This is a genomic window from Caulobacter segnis (genome assembly GCF_029543125.1).
Lineage (GTDB): Bacteria > Pseudomonadota > Alphaproteobacteria > Caulobacterales > Caulobacteraceae > Caulobacter > Caulobacter segnis_D.
On record NZ_JARQWW010000003.1, the window covers coordinates 180,621 to 196,043 of the forward strand.

A 15,423-nucleotide genomic window follows, 5' to 3' on the forward strand; every position below is an offset into this window, starting at 1 on the left:
CCACAACCCCTGGTGGCCGATGGGCCGTATAAGAGGGGCAGGGGTTTCAGGCGCGGAAGCGACCGGAAGTTGTCGTTAAGATTTTGCAAACCATAAGGCGGTGCTCGCCCGCTTCTTGCGAACGCGGGTAGATTCCCTGTTAAGTGACCGCCCTATGACGTTCCGGGGATCGTTGTGACCGCCACCTTGAAGAAGCCGCAGAAATCCGCCCGCAAGGCCAAGGGCGACGGGCATATGCGCCGGGGCGAGATTCTGACCGCCGCCGAACGCATCTTCGTGGCCGAGGGCTATCACGGCGCCACCATCCGCAAGATCGCGGATGAAGTGGGGGTGTCCTCCACCGCGCTCTACATGCACTTCCGGGACAAGGACCAGATTCTGCTGGAGATCAGCGACTGCGCCATCTCCCGCCTGCTGGAGATCAACAGCCAGATCTCGGCCGAGCCGATCGACGCCGTGGCCCGCGTCCGCCGGATGCTGGAAGCCTATATGCGCTTCGCCTTCGACAACCCGAACGCCTACGAGCTGGTGTTCTGCTCCTCCGCCCGCGGCATCCGCAGCGAGAAGCAGCAGGCGGTGCTGGAGCTGGGCGACCGCTGCTTCGAGAAGTATCTCGGCGTCATCAAGGAAGTCGCCGCCCAGGGCCGCCTGCGCACCGGCACCGCTGAGACGGCCGCCGAGGCCCTATGGGCCGCCTGCCATGGCCTGGTGTCGCTGATGATCACCAAGCCGGACCGTGATTGGTCGAGCGCCGAGGACCTGATGAAGGTCATGCTCGACGGCCTTCTGTACGGCCTCGTTACGGACTGACCGAGGCCGTCGTGGTGGCGGTGGTGTAAGTGTAGCCGCCGCGCTTCAGATCCGCCGACAGCATCAGCGGCGCCGTGCCGCCGTTCAGCCGGGCGCGATAGACCTGCATCGTCTCCAGGGTCCGCATCACGTAGTTGCGAGTCTCGCTGAACGGGATGCACTCGATAAAGTCGAGCGGGTCCGTAGCCCCGCCGCGCGGGTCGCCGCAGAAGGTCACCCACTGGGGCGGACGGCCGGGACCGGCGTTATAGGCCGCGGCGGCCATGATGTAGCTGCCGCTGAAGCGGTCAACCATCTGGCCCAGATAGCGCGAGCCCAGGCGCAGGTTGTACTCCGCCTCGTGCAGGCGCTGCAGGGAATAGCTCTCGCCCAGCTTGCGGGCGGTGTCCGACGCCGTCCCCGGCATCAATTGCATCAGGCCCCGCGCGCCCGGCGCCGAGACGGCCGAGGTGTCGAAGTTGCTTTCCTGCCGCGCGATGGAGAAGACGAAGGCGTTCTCCGCCGAACCGGCCGGCAGCTCCGGCAGGTTGATCATCGGATAGCCCCGCTCCGGCAGGACGAAGCCGCGCTGCGCCGCCGCGCGGGCCGCACGCATGGCCAGGTCCTGGTCGCCGGTGGCGCGGGCCATGTCGACTAGCAGGGCGCTTTCCTCGGCGTTGGGCAGGATGTCGTCGATATAGAGCACGAAGCCCCGGAAGCTGTCGCGCGCCCCGGCCGACAGCATCAGCCGCGCGGCGCGGACCAGTTCGCGGCTTTCGAACCGCGCCTTGTCGGCGGCGGTGGGGATGGGGTCCTTGCCCAGGACAAGGTGCTGAAGGCCGGCGCGCTCGGCGGCCAGCTGGCCATAGAAGGCGGTCTGGTACTGCGCGCCCTCGCCATAGGCGGACTGGGCGCCGATCATGTCGCCCGACGCCTCGGCCGCCCGGCCCTGCCAGTAGAAGCCGCGCGAGCGGGTGATCGGCGACTGGCCGATGCCGGTGATCTGGGCGAAGTGGCGGCCGGCCAGCTCCGGGTTCTTCAGCCGCGTCAGGGCCAGCCAGCCGGCGTAGAACTCCGCCTCGGCCGCATCGGCGCCATCGGTCAGGCCGGCGTTGGCGGCGGCGTTGTAGGCCCCGGCCGCGTCGCCGTTCCGCAGGGACGAGACGATCAGCATCTTCCGTTCGGTCCACACGCGGCTCTCGGCCTCGGGCGTCGGCGGAATCGGGAAGTAGCGGACAAGGCCAAGAGCAGCCTGGTCCAGGCCTTTCTTGCGCAGGAAGGCGGCCCGCTCGAACGCGACGCCGGGCTGGACCTGCTGCTCCGGCGTCAGGGCGGCCAGCAGGTCGTTGGCGTTCGACGCCCCGTTGCGGAAGGCCATCCGCACGCCGGCCGCGGCCTGTTCGGACGCCGGCAGCATGGCGACCATGTCCCGCGTGGCCGGCCCTTGCTGGCCGTACAGCAGGATGTCGGCCCGGCGGATGTGGTCGTCCATGCTCAGGACGTCGCTGAACTGGGCCAGCATGCTGCGCTGGACGTCGGCCTCGAACACCCGCTCGCGCCAGAAGCGCTTGATCAGCGTCGTGGCCTCGGCCTGCCGACCTTGGGCGCGATAGGCGTTGGCCAGGGTCACGGCGCCCTGCGCCGTGGTCGGCTCCGCCCCGCCGAACCAGGCGATGGTGCGGGCCGGATCAAGGCCCGCTGTGCCCAGCAGCTTCTCGGTGGCGGCCTGGCGCTTGGCGGCGCGGGGCCACCCGTCCAGGTCGCGGCGGGCGTTGTCCAGCTCGTAGAAGCCCAGTTGCTCCGGCGCGGCGTCGGCCAGGGCCCAGGTGATGATTTTGCGGGTCAGCGGGTCCTGCGCCGCCAGCCGCGCGCTGCGCAGGGTGGCGGTGTCGCCCCGGCGCAGGGCGTCCAGCGCGGACTTCAGCAGAGCGGAATCCGTGGCCGAGGGCGTGGCGTAGGTCGAATCAGTCAGTGTCGGCTGGGCGGAATTCATGGCCGTCTGGGCGTCGGCGACGCCGTTCACGAGCACCACAGCGCCCGTCGCCACAAGGATTCTACGCAACAATGAAGCCAAGCCGACGTACTCCAGTTTAAAACCTTGCCGGACGGCTGTTGCCGCACCCCCGTCCGCAGACATATTGTCCGCGCCACAAACGGTGGTCGCAAGCTTAGCCGCCGTCACTCACGGCAATTTGCTCGAAAATCCTGCAAGACATGGTCCACATTCCCTTCAAGGGCGTCTTCACCGCCCTCATTACCCCGTTCAGCGGCGGCTCGGTCGACGAGGACGCCTTCGTCAAGCTGGTGGAGCGTCAGATCGCCGCCGGCGTGCATGGCCTGGTTCCGGTCGGCACCACGGGCGAGACCTCGACCCTCAGCCATGACGAGCACCGCCGCGTGGTCGAGCTTTGCGTGAAGACCGCCGCCGGCCGCGTGCCGGTGATCGCCGGCGCCGGCTCCAACGCCACCGACGAGGCGATCGAACTGGCCCGCCATGCCAAGACCATCGGCGCCGACGCGGCCCTGATGGTGGCCCCGTACTACAACCGCCCCAGCCAGGAAGGCCTGTTCCGCCACTATGAGGCGGTCAACAACGCCGTGCAGATTCCGCTGGTGGTGTACAATGTGCCGGGGCGGACGGTGTCGGACCTGTCCAACGACACCCTGGTCCGCCTGTCCAAGCTGCCCAACATCATCGGCATCAAGGACGCCACCGGCGACCTGACCCGCATCAGCCACCAGCGCATCACCTGCGGCGAGAACTGGGTCATGCTGTCGGGCGATGATCCCACGGCCCTGGGCTATGTGGCCCATGGCGGCCACGGTTGCATCTCGGTGACGTCCAACGTCGCGCCGGAAGCCATGGCCTCGTTCTTCAACGCCGCCCTGGCGGGCGACTACGAGACCGCCCGCTATTGGCAGGATCGCCTGATCCGCCTGCACAAGGCGCTGTTCCTGGATTCCTCGCCGTCTCCTACCAAGTTCGCCCTGGCCCAGCTTGGCCTGTGCGGCGAAGAGGTGCGCTTGCCGCTCGTGCCCTGCAACGACGCCGTGAAGCCCCAGATCCTGGAAGCCATGCGCGAGGCCGGCGTCCTCTGATGGCCGGCCCGACGATCGCCGAAAACCGCCGCGCGCGCTTCGACTACTTCCTCGAGGAGACCTTCGAGGCGGGCCTCGCCCTGACCGGGACCGAGGTGAAGTCGCTGCGCACCGGGCGGGCCAACATCGCCGAATCCTACGCGTCGGTGGAAGGCCGGGAGATCGTCCTGATCAATGCGGACATCCCGCCCTATGGTCACGCCAACCGATTCAACCACGAGCCGCGCCGGCCGCGTAAGCTGCTGCTTCACCGCAAGCAGATCGACAAGCTGATCGGTGCGGTCCAGCGCGACGGCCGGACCATCATCCCGACCCGCCTCTATTGGAACGAGAAGGGCCTGGCCAAGCTGGAGCTCTCGGTCGCCAAGGGCAAGAAGCTGCACGACAAGCGCGAGACCTCGGCCGAGCGCGACTGGCAGCGCGACAAGGCCCGCCTGCTGCGCGACAAGGGTTAGCGCGGGTCGACCCGGCCGTCCGCCGGAGTGTTCTTCGGCGTTTGGTTGGTCGTTCCGGCGCGCGTGCCCGCCGCGCGATTGGCTTCGGCGCTGTCCGCATTGAAGGGCACAACCGGGGTCGCCTGCGTCATGCCGCCGGCCGCGCCGCCGGTGGTCGCCTGCGGGTTCGGCGCGCCGGGGTTTTCCGGAATCGTGCCCGCCCGAAGAGAGCCCGGCGCCGCGTCGGCCTGCTTCGTCGTGTGCGTCGTCGTGGAATAAGCCGCGCCTTCGCCGGCCGTGGCGCTCTTGGCGTCGTCGCTCTTCTGACCGCAGGCGGTCACGCCGAAGGCGAGCGCCAAGGCGCAGGCGGTGATGGAAACTTCCCGCATGATCTCGATCTCCGATGAGGTTCGATTTCCGAACCATCGGAGGAGGGGGCAGTTCCTACGCCTCAGCTATCGATATGCGCCTTCGCCTGGCGGAAGATGTCCTCGAACATGGCACGCGTCAGCCGCCCCGTGTTCGTGTTCAGCCGCGAGCAGTGGTAGCTGTTGATCAGCCGGATCGGTCCCGCGTCGAAGATCGAGCCGTGGCCCGGCGCGCCGGCCGAGGCCTTGTAGCCCAGCGCCTTCAGCACATTGCGCCGTGACACGTCACCCAGGGTGACGATCACCTTCAGGTTCGGCATGTCCGCCAGCCGCTTGGCCAGGAATTGGCGGCAGGTGTTCTCTTCCGAGGTCTCCGGCTTGTTCCCCGGCGGGGCGCAGCGCACCGCGTTCGAGACCATGCAGTCCACCAGCTCCAGGCTGTCATCAGGCCGCGCCTCGTACTTGCCCTTGGCGAAGCCCAGCTTCAGCAGGGTGTCGTAGAGCAGCCAGCCGGCGTGGTCGCCGGTGAAGGGGCGGGCGGTGCGGTTGGCGCCCATGCGGCCGGGCGCCAGGCCCGCCACCAGCAGGCGGCCGTTCGGATCGCCGAAGGACGGGGCCGGCCCGTTCCACCAGTCCGGATGCTGGGCGCGGTTCTCCTCGCGATAGGCGACCAGGCGCGGGCACAGGGGGCAGTCGCGCGGCGGCTCCGCCCCCCAGGCCTTGATCTGGGTCTCAATATTCATCGTCGGCGTCCCGCTCGGCGGGGGTGCGGCCTTCGGACACGAAGCGGGGCAGGGGGCTGCGCTGCGGACGGCCCACCATGTCGGCCAGATCCGCCAGCTCCACGAAGGTGTCGGCCTGGCGGCGCAGGTCGTCCGACGCCATGGGCGGCTGCGACTTCATGGTCGAGACCACGGTCACCCGCTTGCCCTTGCGCTGCACCGCCTCGATCAGGGCCCGGAAGTCGCCGTTGCCGCTGAGCAGGACCAGATGGTCGGCGTGGTCGGCCATGGTCAGCATGTCGACGGTAAGCTCCACGTCCATGCTGCCGCGCCAGCGCTTGCGGCCCTGGGCGTCGGTGTATTCCTTGGCCGACTTGGTCACCATGGTGAAGCCATTGTAGTCGAGCCAATCCACCAGCGGGCGGATCGGCGAATAGTCGTCGTTCTCGGCGATGGCGGTGTAGTAGTAGGCGCGGATCAGCACGCCCCGGCGGCTGAACTCCGTCAGCAGCTTCTTGTAGTCGATGTCGAAGCCGAGGGCCTTGCTGGCCGAGTAGAAGTTCGCTCCATCGATGAACAGGGCGAGGCGGTCGGTGGGATAAAAGGTCACGATCAAATCCAGTGAATCAATCCGCTGAACATACCGATCTGGACGACGCCGTCATCGTCGCTTTGGGCAGCGACCTGCCCGGCGCCTATCCGTCCTGCGTCGACCTGCTGGAGGCGGCGCGGGAGCGGTTCGCGGACCACGGCCTGGCGATCCTTGCCCGATCCGGCTGGTGGCGTTCGGCCGCCTGGCCCGATCCGTCCAAGCCGCCCTATGTGAACGGCGTGGTCTTCGTCCGCACCGATCTCGACGCCAAGGGGACTCACCGCGCCTTGCAGGCCCTGGAGACCGCCTTCGGGCGGAAACGGGGGGAGGCCAACGCCCCGCGCACCCTGGATCTCGATCTGATCGCCTTCGGGCGGCAGGTGATCGAGACCCCCGACCTGACCCTGCCGCACCCGCGGGCGCACGAGCGTCTGTTCGTCATGGGTCCGCTGTCACAGGTGGCGCCGGGCTGGCGGCACCCCATATCAGGGGCGGCCGCCGACCATCTGGCGGCTGCTGCGACGGTCGGCCGCGACGCAAAGCCGATCTGAGCGGCTCTTGACATTGCCGGTGAGGTTGAACAAACAGCCGCGCCTCTATATTTTAGATCGTTCTATTCCCGTTCCGAGGACTCCATGGCCCGCGTCACCGTCGAAGATTGCGTCGAGAAGGTTCCCAACCGCTTCAGCCTCGTGCTGCTGGCGGCCCACCGCGCGCGCGCCATCTCTGCGGGTTCGGCCCTGCTGATCGACCGCGACAACGACAAGAACCCGGTCTGCGCCCTGCGCGAGATCGCCGACGACGTCGTGGACGCTGAAGGCCTGAAGGAAAACCTGATCGGCACGCTGCAACGCGTCGACGAGCACTCGGAAGCCGAGGAAGAGGCCGAAACCCTCGCCCTGCTGGCCGATCCGACGCACCAGCAGATGAGCGAGGCCGAACTGGTCCGCGCTCTGCAAAGCGACCGTGACGGCGGCCAGGAGGAGCGGTACTGAGCCCCGAAGGCTCAGAACCCCTCATTCTAGAGGCGGCCGAGCCGGCCGCCCCACCCGCGAACATGCCGAAAACAGAAGCCGGACAAGCGCCGGCTTCTGCTGACTCGAAGAAGGCCGTGCGGCCCAAGTTCCTTCGCCAGTACGAGTTGATCGAGCGGGTCCTGTCCTATGACCCGACCGCCGACGAGGCGCTGCTGAACCGCGCCTATGTCTACGCTATGCGTATGCATGGTTCGCAGACCCGGGCCTCCGGCGATCCCTATTACGCCCACCCCATCGAGGTGGCGGGCATCCTCACCGAATACCGCCTCGACACGGCCAGCATCGTCACCGCGCTGCTGCATGACGTGATCGAGGACACCGCCGTCACCCGCGAGGACATTGAGACTCTGTTCGGGGCCGAGGTCGGCGAGTTGGTCGAGGGCGTCACCAAGCTGTCCAAGCTGGAGCTCCAGGCCGAGCACCTCCGTCAGGCCGAGAACCTGCGCAAGTTCATCCTGGCCATCTCCAAGGACGTCCGCGTCCTGATGGTCAAGCTGGCCGACCGTCTGCACAACATGCGGACGCTGCACTTCATCAAGAGCCCGGCCAAGCGCGAACGGATCGCCCGCGAGACCCTGGACATCTACGCCCCCCTGGCTCGCAGCATCGGCGTCCACCGCATCTGCACCGAGCTGGAGGAGCTGTCCTTCGAGCACCTGAACCCGGTGGCGCGGAACGCGATCATCCGCCGCCTGGAGGTGCTGCGCGAAGAGCAGGGCGGGGCGGTGTCCCTGGTCAGCCAAGCCATCGCCGCGCGGCTGGACGACGCCGGCATCCCCGCCCGGGTCTATGGCCGCGAGAAGCAGCCCTATTCGATCTGGCGCAAGCTGCAGCGCAAGTCGGTCGGCTTCGCCCAGCTGTCGGACATCTACGCCTTCCGCGTTCTGGTGGACACCACGGACGACTGCTACCGCGCCCTGGGCGTGGTCCACCGCGCCTGGCCGTCGGTGCCGGAGCGGTTCAAGGACTACATCTCCACGCCCAAGCGGAACAACTACCGCTCGATCCACACCACGGTGGTGGGGTCCAAGGGCATGCGGATCGAGATGCAGATCCGCACCGCCGCCATGGACCGCGTGGCCGAAGAGGGCGTGGCCGCCCACTGGCGCTACAAGGACACCTCCTACGGCTTCGACGCCGAGGCCATGGAGCAGGACGGCGGCCGCGACCCGCTGGCCAACCTGCGCCAGCTGGTCCAGGTGCTGGAGCATGGCGGCGACGCCGAGGATCTGATCGAACACGCCAAGCTCGAGATGTTCCTCGACCAGGTGTTCGTCTTCACCCCCAAGGGGAAGCTGGTCAGCCTGCCGCGCGGGGCCATGCCGCTGGACTTCGCTTACGCTGTCCACACCGACGTGGGCGACACCTGCATCGGGGTGAAGGTCAACGGCGAGCTGAAGCCGATGCGCACCGTGCTGAACAACGGCGACGTGGTCGAGGTGGTGCGCGGGTCCAAGCCGGTCGTGCCGCCGGACTGGCGCTCCCTGACCGTGACGGGCCGGGCCCGTTCTGCCATCCGCCGCCACATCCGCCAGACCGAGAAGGAAGAGTTCCTGCGCCTCGGCCGCAGCGCCATCGACCAGGGGTTCGAGCGGGCCGGCAAGAAGCGCGCAGGGGTCTCCCTGCGCCCGGTTCTGGAGCGCTTCGCCGTCTCCGCCGAGGACGATCTGTACGACGCTGTCGGCCGCGGCCGCATCAGCGTCAATCAGGTGCTGGAGGTGCTGTTCCCCGGCCTGAAGGACAGCCAGAAGGCCCCCACCGGCGCCAAGCGGATCGAGGACGGCGCGGCGGCCCGCACCTATGTTCGCGGCAGCGGCCTGACCCCCGGCGTGAGCCTTCATTTCGGGACCTGCTGCAATCCGGTGCCGGGCGACCGCATCGTCGGCATCCTGGAACCCGAGAAGGGGCTGGTGGTCCATACCATCGACTGCAAGCGCCTGGCCGAGTTCGAGGACCGCGAGGACCTGTGGCGCGACCTCAGCTGGACCGCCGAGGCCGAGCGCGAGACCATCGCCCAGGCCCGCCTGACCGCCACAATCACCGACGCCCCGGGCGTTCTGGGCCAGGCCTGCACCATCGTCGGCGAGGCGGGCGGCAACATCGTCGGCCTGGTGATGAACCACCGCCATTCCGAGTTCTTCGACGTGGTCATGGATATCGAGGTCAAGGACGCCAAGCACCTGACCCACATCGCCGCCGCCCTTCGGACCTGCCCGAACGTCGAGACGGTGGAGCGCGCCCGCGGCTAAGCCAACACTTGGCTAGGCTGGCGTCAGCATCCCCGGCGCGGCGCGAAACCGGGCCGCGTCCCGCAGCGGCGGGGCGCCGAACACCCGGCTGTATTCCCGACTGAACTGCGAGGGGCTGTCATAGCCGACCGCGTGCCCGGCCGAGGCGGCGTCCATGTTCTGGGCGACGATCAGGCGGCGAGCCTCCTGAAGGCGAAGCTGCTTCTGGTACTGCAGCGGGCTCATGGCCGTGACGGTCTTGAAGTGCTGATGCAGGGCCGAGGCGCTCATGCCGGCTTCCGATGCGACGCTATCGACGCTGAACGGCCGGCTGTAGTTCTGCTTGATCCAGGAAATGGCGCGATTGACCTGCTGCAGGCGGTTGTCGGCCATGGCGATCTGGGCCATGCGCGCGCCCTGGTCGCCGGTCAGCAGGCGATAGAGGATCTCCCGCTCCACCAGCGGCGCCAGAATGGCGGCGTCATCCGGGGAGTCGAGCAGGGCGACCAGCCGCAGGGCGGCGTCCAGCAGGCCGGGCGTCACCGGGCTGACCGCCACCCCGCCGACGGGCTCCCGCCGGGCCTTGGCCAGACCCGCATCCATCACCAGGGCCCCGGCCATGGCCGGGTCGATATCCAGCCGCAGGCACAGGTATGGCGCCTCGGGCGTCGCCTCGATCACTTGGCCGATCACCGGCACGTCCACCGAGACGATCAGGTATTTCTCGCGGTCGTAGATGTGGACCGCGTCGCCCACCAGGACCTGCTTGCGGCCCTGGACGATCAGGCACACGGCGGGCTCGTGCAGGGCCAGCAGAGGCTCGGTGGGGGTGGAGGCGCGGATCAGGCCGACCCGGGCCAGGGCGGTCTCGTGCATACCGTCGCTGCCGGTGAATCGTTCAATGAGGGCGGCGAGTTCGGTTCGAGCGTCCATGGGGTTCATCCTTCAGGCCTTGGACGAAGTCCTACGCGCGTGGCCTGGGTCTATCCAGCAGTCGGACGCGATCATGGAGGATCGTGCAATCCTTGGCCAGTATCGATCTACCGCTTCAAGCCGCCGCGGGCGGAAGCTGACCTCACCCGGCCAAGACGGCCGATCCCCAAAGAACGAGGTCTGAAATGTCCAGCGTCCAATCCCTTCAAGACAAGGTCGTCGTCATCACCGGCGCCAGCAGCGGCATCGGCGAGGGCGTGGCCCGCCTGCTGGCCGAGCGCGGCGCCCATGTGGTCGTCGGCGCCCGCCGCACTGACCGTCTGGCCGTCCTGGTCGACGAGATCGCCAAGGCCGGCGGCTCCGCCCGCTTCCACGCCGTCGATGTGACGGACCGGGCCAGCGTCGAGGCCTTCGTGGCGGCCGCCGTCGTCGAGTTCGGCAAGATCGACGTGCTGGTGAACAACGCCGGCGTCATGCCGCTGTCGGCGCTCAACGCCCTGAAGGTGGATGAGTGGGACCGGATGATCGACGTGAACATCCGCGGAGTCCTGCACGGCATCGCCGCCGCCCTGCCGCGCATGGAGGCGCAAGGATCCGGCCACATCATCAACATCGCCTCGATCGGCGCGCACTATGTGGTGCCCACCGGCGCGGTCTATTGCGCCACCAAGTTCGCGGTGCGGGCCATCTCCGACGGCCTGCGTCAGGAGACCGACAAGCTGCGGGTCACCGTGGTGTCGCCGGGCGTGGTGGAGTCCGAACTGGCCGACACCATCTCCGACGAGGCGTCGCGTGAGGGGATGAAGGAGTTCCGCCGCATCGCCATCCAGCCGGACGCCATCGCCCGCGCCATCGTCTATGCGGTAGAGCAGCCGCAGGAGGTGGACGTCAGCGAGCTGATCGTCCGTCCGACCGCCAGCCCGTACTGAGCTTAAAGCTCGGCCTCACCCTTCAGGACCGGCACACAGCCGCCGCCGACGGTCGCACGGATGCCGTCGGCGGTTCGGCGTGCGGTGGTGCTGAGCAGGGAGGGACGGCCCATCTCGACGCCCTGGACGATCTCCCAGGCGCCTTCCTCGGCGTCGGTGAAGGACAGCAGAAGGGCGGCCAGGGTGACATTGGCGCTGCCGGTGGCCGGGTCCTCCCAGGTGCCGGCCAGCGGGGCGAACATCCGGGTGCGGATGCGGCCCTTGTCCCTGGCGTAGAGGTGCAGAGCCAGGCGTTGGGTGTCCAACTGGTCCGAATGGGCGGCGAGGGCGGCCTGGAACGCCGCCAGGCTCGGCGCCGCGCGGGTTAGGGCCTCCGGCGTCGCCTCGGCGAAGAAGAACGGGTTGCCGGTGCTGGCCAGGATCGGCGGATGGGTGTCGGTCACCAGATCGGCCACATGCAGGCCCGCGCAGGCCGCCGTGTGGTCGGCGGGCAGGATCATGCCGGTGGACAGGGGCTGGGGCGCGGCGATGACGCCGCCCGTGGGCTGACCGTCCGGCCCGCGCTGGATCGATACCTCGACGATGCCGGCCGGAACCTCCAGCCGCAGGGCGTCGCCGCCGCGCATCTTGGACAGGACATAGCCGGTGCCGACGCTGGGATGGCCGGCGAAGGGCATTTCGGCCGTGGGGTTGAAGATGCGGACCTTGGCCGTGTTGGCCGGGTCTTCCGGCGGCAGGATGAAGGTCGTCTCGCTGAGATTGAACTCCGTGGCCAGGGCCTGCATCTGCTCGCCCGTCAGGCCGCGCGCGTCGGTGAACACCGCCAGCGGGTTGCCGCCGAAGCGGGTGTCGGTGAAGACGTCGAGAGTGACGAAGGCGTAGGTCGGCATGGACGGGTTCCGGCATCAGGGGGAGGCATGCTTGACATGGAATTAGTCGATTGGCAAATTCCCGAAATGGACCTCGCCGAAATTTTCCGCGCCCTGGCCAATGAGAAGCGCCTCCAGGTGCTTGAGTGGCTGAAGGACCCGGTCGCGCATTTCCCGCCCCAGGTGGACGGGGACCTTGTGGAGGACGGGGTCTGCGGCGTGTTCATCGCGGACAAGCTGGGCGTCTCGGCCCCGACCTTGAGCGAACACATGAAGGTGCTGGTCGGCGCCGGGCTGGTGACGCCCAAGCGGATCAAGCAATGGACCTTCTACAAGCGTGACGAGGACGCCCTGGCGGCCGCCAAGCGTGCGATCGAGGCGCAGGTCTAGGGATAGCCGTTAAGCCAAGCCAGCAAAGGCTTGGAGGGTGAAGCTGAACCACCATAAGCTGTATTGGTGACTCGCAAGACCCTGGGGATCCAATGCGGCGCTTCCTGCACGTTCTCGTCTTCACGCTCGCGGCCATGGCGGCGTCGAGCGCTTCGGCGCAGCGGCCCTCCGGAGGCATCTGCCCGACGGCCCTGGCCCGCCAGGGCGACACGCTTCAGGCCTGCGGCATTCTCACGGGCGGCTTTGTGGATCAGGTCATCGCCGCCATCACGCCGGAGACCCGCACATTGGTGCTGACCAGCGTGGGCGGCTTCTCGCGGGACGCCATCCGCCTGGCTGACGCGGCCAATCAACGCGAGCTCAGCGTCGAGATCGACCGCGTATGCCTTTCGGCCTGCGCCCATTTCGTCCTCACCGGGGCCGAGAAGGTTACGGTGCGTCCGGATACAGTGGTTGGGTTTCATCGCACGGACACGGTGATGTCGCGGGCGATGGAGGCGCGGGGCCTCAAGGACAGCGAGGACCTGGCGGCGGGGGCGCTGCTGGAGCAGGACTTCTTCCAGCGGCGCAAGATGCCGCTCTCTGCCTTGAGCGAGCCGCAAGCCCTGCTGGAGCCGCAATGCATCGGCCTGTCGCCGCGGGACGGCAGTGTCTATGTCCGGAACAACTTCGACTACTACGTGCCGACGCGCGAGGTTCTGGAAGTCTATCGCGGGCAGCGACCGATCGAGGGGTACTGGCCGAAATCGGCGGGTGAGGTGACCAAGGGGTTCACCAAGCTCAGCCCGCCTGGAGCGCCTCGCCGGACCTTCAGGTTCGGCAACTCCCGGCTGACCAGCGCCCAGATGCAGCACTACCGACTGCCGCCGAAGTGCGCGACTGAACTTGCCGTCGAGCGCTCGTGACGACCGCCCTCAGCGCGTCGCCAGAAGCCTGATCCAGGCCGGCGAATGGGCCGCGGCCATGAGGGCGTACATGGTCGCCATGCCGTCGAGACCCGCCACGGGTGACGGCGTGCAGAGGGCGGCGAGGCCGTCGGAGCGCAGGGCGGCGTCGGCGGCCATGACGCCGAAGACGGGCGAGGCCGCCAGGCCGATCCAGCGCGATAGCCAGATCATCGGACTTGCGGCGCCTAGCGCGGTTTGCGGACAGCGCGGACCATGCCGCTGGCGCCGCCGCCGCAGTAGAACTGATCGCCCCCGTCGCTCTCAAGACCGGAGACCCCGACGCCGGAGGGCATGATCACCGCCTCCAGCACCTGGCCCGACGCGGGATCGAGCCGACGCAGGCCGCTTTCCTCATTCTCCCAGAAGCCGTGCCACAGCTCGCCGTCGACCCAGGTGACCCCGGTCACGAAGCGGTCGCTTTCGATGGTGCGCAGGATGCGGCCGTCGGCGGGGTCAATCTCGTAGATCTTGCGGCCGACATACTGGCCCACCCACAAGGACCCGTCCGACCAGGCGAGGCCGGAATCCTCGCCGCCGCCCGGCGCTGGGATCGATCCGACCACCGCGCCGGTCTTCGGATCGATCTTCAGGATGCGGTCTTCCGCGATCTGGAAGAGGTGCTCTCCGTCAAAGGCCGAGCCCGCGTGGGCGGCGACGTCGATGGAGGCGACGACCGACCCGCTGTCGCTGTCCAGGGCGTTCAGCTTGGGTCCGCTGGCGAACCAGACGTGCGCGCCGTCGAAGGTCACGCCATGAACGCTGTCGATCCCGTCGAAGGGGCCATACTCGCGAATGATCTCTGCATCGGACTGTTTCATGAGACGGAGGCTACACGGAGCCGGCGTGGGGCATGAGTAACAAGGCTGTCGGGAAACCCGGGACGGGTGGGGCGACCCAGCGCAGGGTGCGGCCGGCGCCATGGGCCTGAACCTTCCCCACCCGGGCCAGAGCCTCCAGCCCCCGCTGAACCGAGCGCTGGCCTTTCCCCAGCACCAGGGCCAGGCCGGAGCTCGACCAAGCTTCACCGTCGGAGAGGACCGCCATCAAGGAGGCGTGCGGGCCGTCCTGCGGCGGATCGAGCAGAACCGCCTCGCGACCGCCGGAGGGGGCCAAGGCGTAGCCCCCGGGGGTGGCGACGATTTCGCAGAGCCCGGAAAGCTCCGCGCGCAGGCGTCCGATCTCCACACGCAGGCGGGCCCGGTGGCTGTCGTCCGCCTGCCGCGCCCCGAAGGCGGTGATCAGGAGTTCGCTGCGGGTCGCCTCCCGAGGCCAGGCCTTGGCGAGCCCGCGCGCCAGCGCCATGAGGACCGGCCGCGCCGCGAGCGATACGGAGGCTCCGCCGCCCTGGACGACCCGCCGGCAGGCATCGACCACGATCGCGTCGGTGGTCAGCAGCGCCTCCACCTCCTCCAGCGTCGCGGCGCGTCCCTGGCCATGGCGGACGAGATTCGCGGCCGGCCGCAGCAGGCCTTCGCGGGCGTGTTCGGCCTCGGCGAGGAGCACGCTGGACCGCGCCTGACGGGCGGCGGCTTCGGCGCGTGCGACGGCCTCCAGCGCGGCGCGCGCCCGGAGCCGGCGGACCTCGAGCGCCGCGACGACCAGTTCATGAGCGGCGCGGTAGGGCAGGGGAAGATGGGCCGGGTTCAGGTCGCCGAGGATCGCCTCGGCCTCCTTGAGCCGCCCGATCAACACCAGGCGGCGGACCTGCAGGTGGCCGGCGTGGGCCGCGTTCACCCCGTCGCCGCCGCGCTCCAGCACCGCCCGCGCCTGGTCCAGGTCCTTGGCCGACGCCGCCAGATCGCGGGCGGCCAGATCGATCTCCGCCAGGGCGACGGCGCACCGGGCGCGCGAAATGGCCTGAGCGGGGCCGAAGCCGGCCTGGGCGGCTTTCAGATGCGCCCTGGCGCGGGTGAAGTCGCCCAGCCGCGCCATGGCGATCCCGCGCAACGCCAGAGCGGCCGGGTCCTCGCGCAAGGCGACGCGTTTCAAGGCGCCAAGAACATCTCCCGCCGCCATGGCGCGGGCGGCGGCCGTGATCAGGGAATCCAATTCCGGGGCGATTCCGGTTGTGAGCGGAGACGCATAG

The 15,423-nt window shown here is 68.6% G+C and carries 18 protein-coding genes; 9 read left to right on the plus strand and 9 right to left on the minus strand.

Annotation, left to right across the window (positions count from 1 at the left end; all coding sequences use genetic code 11):
- Window positions 1–174 precede the first annotated feature (174 nt).
- The gene (locus P7B02_RS09965) at window positions 175–810 is read left to right on the plus strand and encodes a TetR/AcrR family transcriptional regulator (protein ID WP_277786195.1); all 636 of its coding nucleotides are present in this window, start codon (window positions 175–177) and stop codon (window positions 808–810) included.
- Here the strand turns inward: P7B02_RS09965 and P7B02_RS09970 are convergent.
- Window positions 800–2,851, minus strand: coding sequence for a lytic transglycosylase domain-containing protein (locus tag P7B02_RS09970; RefSeq protein ID WP_347276645.1), 2,052 nt, complete (start codon window positions 2,849–2,851; stop codon window positions 800–802). The two genes, P7B02_RS09965 and P7B02_RS09970, sit on opposite strands and share 11 nt — an antisense overlap.
- Window positions 2,852–3,003: 152 nt before the next feature.
- Between P7B02_RS09970 and dapA the strand changes: the two genes are divergently transcribed.
- Together dapA and smpB are read left to right on the plus strand one after the other, a co-directional pair.
- Window positions 3,004–3,888: a 4-hydroxy-tetrahydrodipicolinate synthase gene (gene dapA / locus P7B02_RS09975; protein ID WP_277786196.1), complete on the plus strand. Its 885-nt coding sequence runs from the start codon at window positions 3,004–3,006 to the stop codon at window positions 3,886–3,888.
- The gene (gene smpB, locus P7B02_RS09980) at window positions 3,888–4,343 is read left to right on the plus strand and encodes an SsrA-binding protein SmpB (protein ID WP_277786197.1); all 456 of its coding nucleotides are present in this window, start codon (window positions 3,888–3,890) and stop codon (window positions 4,341–4,343) included. Before dapA ends, smpB begins: the two co-directional genes overlap by 1 nt.
- Here smpB and P7B02_RS09985 read toward each other — a convergent pair.
- The 3 genes from P7B02_RS09985 to P7B02_RS09995 all read right to left on the minus strand — a co-directional run bounded on the left by P7B02_RS09985 (window position 4,340) and on the right by P7B02_RS09995 (window position 6,022).
- Window positions 4,340–4,711: a hypothetical protein gene (locus P7B02_RS09985; protein WP_277786198.1), complete on the minus strand. Its 372-nt coding sequence runs from the start codon at window positions 4,709–4,711 to the stop codon at window positions 4,340–4,342. The genes smpB and P7B02_RS09985 overlap by 4 nt on opposite strands.
- Window positions 4,712–4,773: 62 nt before the next feature.
- On the minus strand, window positions 4,774–5,433 hold the full coding sequence (locus P7B02_RS09990) for a uracil-DNA glycosylase (protein ID WP_277786199.1): 660 nt from the start codon (window positions 5,431–5,433) through the stop codon (window positions 4,774–4,776).
- Window positions 5,423–6,022, minus strand: coding sequence for an NYN domain-containing protein (locus P7B02_RS09995; protein WP_277786200.1), 600 nt, complete (start codon window positions 6,020–6,022; stop codon window positions 5,423–5,425). The genes P7B02_RS09990 and P7B02_RS09995 overlap by 11 nt, the downstream gene beginning before the upstream one ends.
- Before the next feature lie 11 nt (window positions 6,023–6,033).
- Here P7B02_RS09995 and folK point away from each other — a divergent pair, with 11 nt between their 5' ends.
- The 3 genes from folK (at window position 6,034) to P7B02_RS10010 (ending at window position 9,290) form a co-directional block, all read left to right on the plus strand.
- Window positions 6,034–6,555, plus strand: coding sequence for a 2-amino-4-hydroxy-6-hydroxymethyldihydropteridine diphosphokinase (gene folK / locus P7B02_RS10000; protein WP_277786201.1), 522 nt, complete (start codon window positions 6,034–6,036; stop codon window positions 6,553–6,555).
- 84 nt (window positions 6,556–6,639) lie between these two features.
- Window positions 6,640–6,999, plus strand: a complete 360-nt coding sequence (gene rpoZ / locus P7B02_RS10005; protein WP_277786202.1) for a DNA-directed RNA polymerase subunit omega — start codon at window positions 6,640–6,642, stop codon at window positions 6,997–6,999.
- 62 nt (window positions 7,000–7,061) lie between these two features.
- Window positions 7,062–9,290 (plus strand): RelA/SpoT family protein, encoded by a 2,229-nt coding sequence (locus P7B02_RS10010; protein ID WP_277786203.1) that lies wholly within the window; start codon window positions 7,062–7,064, stop codon window positions 9,288–9,290.
- Between the two features lie 12 nt (window positions 9,291–9,302).
- On the opposite strand, the gene P7B02_RS10015 is transcribed toward P7B02_RS10010, so the two are convergent.
- Window positions 9,303–10,202, minus strand: a complete 900-nt coding sequence (locus P7B02_RS10015; protein ID WP_277786204.1) for an AraC family transcriptional regulator — start codon at window positions 10,200–10,202, stop codon at window positions 9,303–9,305.
- Window positions 10,203–10,387: 185 nt separating this feature from the next.
- Between P7B02_RS10015 and P7B02_RS10020 the strand changes: the two genes are divergently transcribed.
- On the plus strand, window positions 10,388–11,131 hold the full coding sequence (locus P7B02_RS10020; RefSeq protein ID WP_277786205.1) for an SDR family oxidoreductase: 744 nt from the start codon (window positions 10,388–10,390) through the stop codon (window positions 11,129–11,131).
- A gap of 2 nt (window positions 11,132–11,133) precedes the next feature.
- Here the strand turns inward: P7B02_RS10020 and P7B02_RS10025 are convergent, their stop codons facing one another.
- Window positions 11,134–12,021 (minus strand): PhzF family phenazine biosynthesis protein, encoded by an 888-nt coding sequence (locus P7B02_RS10025; protein ID WP_277786206.1) that lies wholly within the window; start codon window positions 12,019–12,021, stop codon window positions 11,134–11,136.
- Window positions 12,022–12,057: 36 nt separating this feature from the next.
- On the opposite strand from P7B02_RS10025, the gene P7B02_RS10030 reads away from it, so the two are divergent.
- Window positions 12,058–12,390, plus strand: coding sequence for an ArsR/SmtB family transcription factor (locus tag P7B02_RS10030; RefSeq protein WP_277786207.1), 333 nt, complete (start codon window positions 12,058–12,060; stop codon window positions 12,388–12,390).
- A gap of 92 nt (window positions 12,391–12,482) precedes the next feature.
- On the plus strand, window positions 12,483–13,295 hold the full coding sequence (locus P7B02_RS10035) for a hypothetical protein (RefSeq protein WP_277786208.1): 813 nt from the start codon (window positions 12,483–12,485) through the stop codon (window positions 13,293–13,295).
- A 9-nt stretch (window positions 13,296–13,304) separates the two neighbouring features.
- On the opposite strand, the gene P7B02_RS10040 is transcribed toward P7B02_RS10035, so the two are convergent.
- The 3 genes from P7B02_RS10040 to P7B02_RS10050 are packed head-to-tail and all read right to left on the minus strand — an operon-like array spanning window position 13,305 to window position 15,386.
- Window positions 13,305–13,508 carry a hypothetical protein gene (locus P7B02_RS10040; RefSeq protein WP_277786209.1) on the minus strand — a complete coding sequence of 68 codons (204 nt, stop codon included), beginning with the start codon at window positions 13,506–13,508 and terminating at the stop codon, window positions 13,305–13,307.
- A gap of 14 nt (window positions 13,509–13,522) precedes the next feature.
- Window positions 13,523–14,155, minus strand: a complete 633-nt coding sequence (locus P7B02_RS10045; RefSeq protein ID WP_277786210.1) for a Vgb family protein — start codon at window positions 14,153–14,155, stop codon at window positions 13,523–13,525.
- A gap of 10 nt (window positions 14,156–14,165) precedes the next feature.
- Entirely contained in the window at window positions 14,166–15,386 is a 1,221-nt protein-coding gene (locus tag P7B02_RS10050) for a helix-turn-helix domain-containing protein (RefSeq protein ID WP_277786211.1), read from the minus strand.
- Between the last annotated feature and the right edge of the window lie 37 nt (window positions 15,387–15,423).

Excerpts from the sequence above, each read along its gene's own strand:
- P7B02_RS09990 (WP_277786199.1), bottom strand. The coding sequence starts at position 5,433 with ATGAATATTGAGACCCAGATCAAGGCCTGGGGGGCGGAGCCGCCGCGC.
- smpB (WP_277786197.1), top strand. The coding sequence starts at position 3,888 with ATGGCCGGCCCGACGATCGCCGAAAACCGCCGCGCGCGCTTCGACTAC.
- P7B02_RS10030 (WP_277786207.1), top strand. The coding sequence starts at position 12,058 with ATGGAATTAGTCGATTGGCAAATTCCCGAAATGGACCTCGCCGAAATT.
- P7B02_RS10010 (WP_277786203.1), top strand. The coding sequence starts at position 7,062 with ATGCCGAAAACAGAAGCCGGACAAGCGCCGGCTTCTGCTGACTCGAAG.
- P7B02_RS10040 (WP_277786209.1), bottom strand. The coding sequence starts at position 13,508 with ATGATCTGGCTATCGCGCTGGATCGGCCTGGCGGCCTCGCCCGTCTTC.
- P7B02_RS10035 (WP_277786208.1), top strand. The coding sequence starts at position 12,483 with ATGCGGCGCTTCCTGCACGTTCTCGTCTTCACGCTCGCGGCCATGGCG.
- P7B02_RS10025 (WP_277786206.1), bottom strand. The coding sequence starts at position 12,021 with ATGCCGACCTACGCCTTCGTCACTCTCGACGTCTTCACCGACACCCGC.
- dapA (WP_277786196.1), top strand. The coding sequence starts at position 3,004 with ATGGTCCACATTCCCTTCAAGGGCGTCTTCACCGCCCTCATTACCCCG.
- P7B02_RS09985 (WP_277786198.1), bottom strand. The coding sequence starts at position 4,711 with ATGCGGGAAGTTTCCATCACCGCCTGCGCCTTGGCGCTCGCCTTCGGC.
- P7B02_RS10045 (WP_277786210.1), bottom strand. The coding sequence starts at position 14,155 with ATGAAACAGTCCGATGCAGAGATCATTCGCGAGTATGGCCCCTTCGAC.
- P7B02_RS10020 (WP_277786205.1), top strand. The coding sequence starts at position 10,388 with ATGTCCAGCGTCCAATCCCTTCAAGACAAGGTCGTCGTCATCACCGGC.
- rpoZ (WP_277786202.1), top strand. The coding sequence starts at position 6,640 with ATGGCCCGCGTCACCGTCGAAGATTGCGTCGAGAAGGTTCCCAACCGC.
- P7B02_RS10015 (WP_277786204.1), bottom strand. The coding sequence starts at position 10,202 with ATGGACGCTCGAACCGAACTCGCCGCCCTCATTGAACGATTCACCGGC.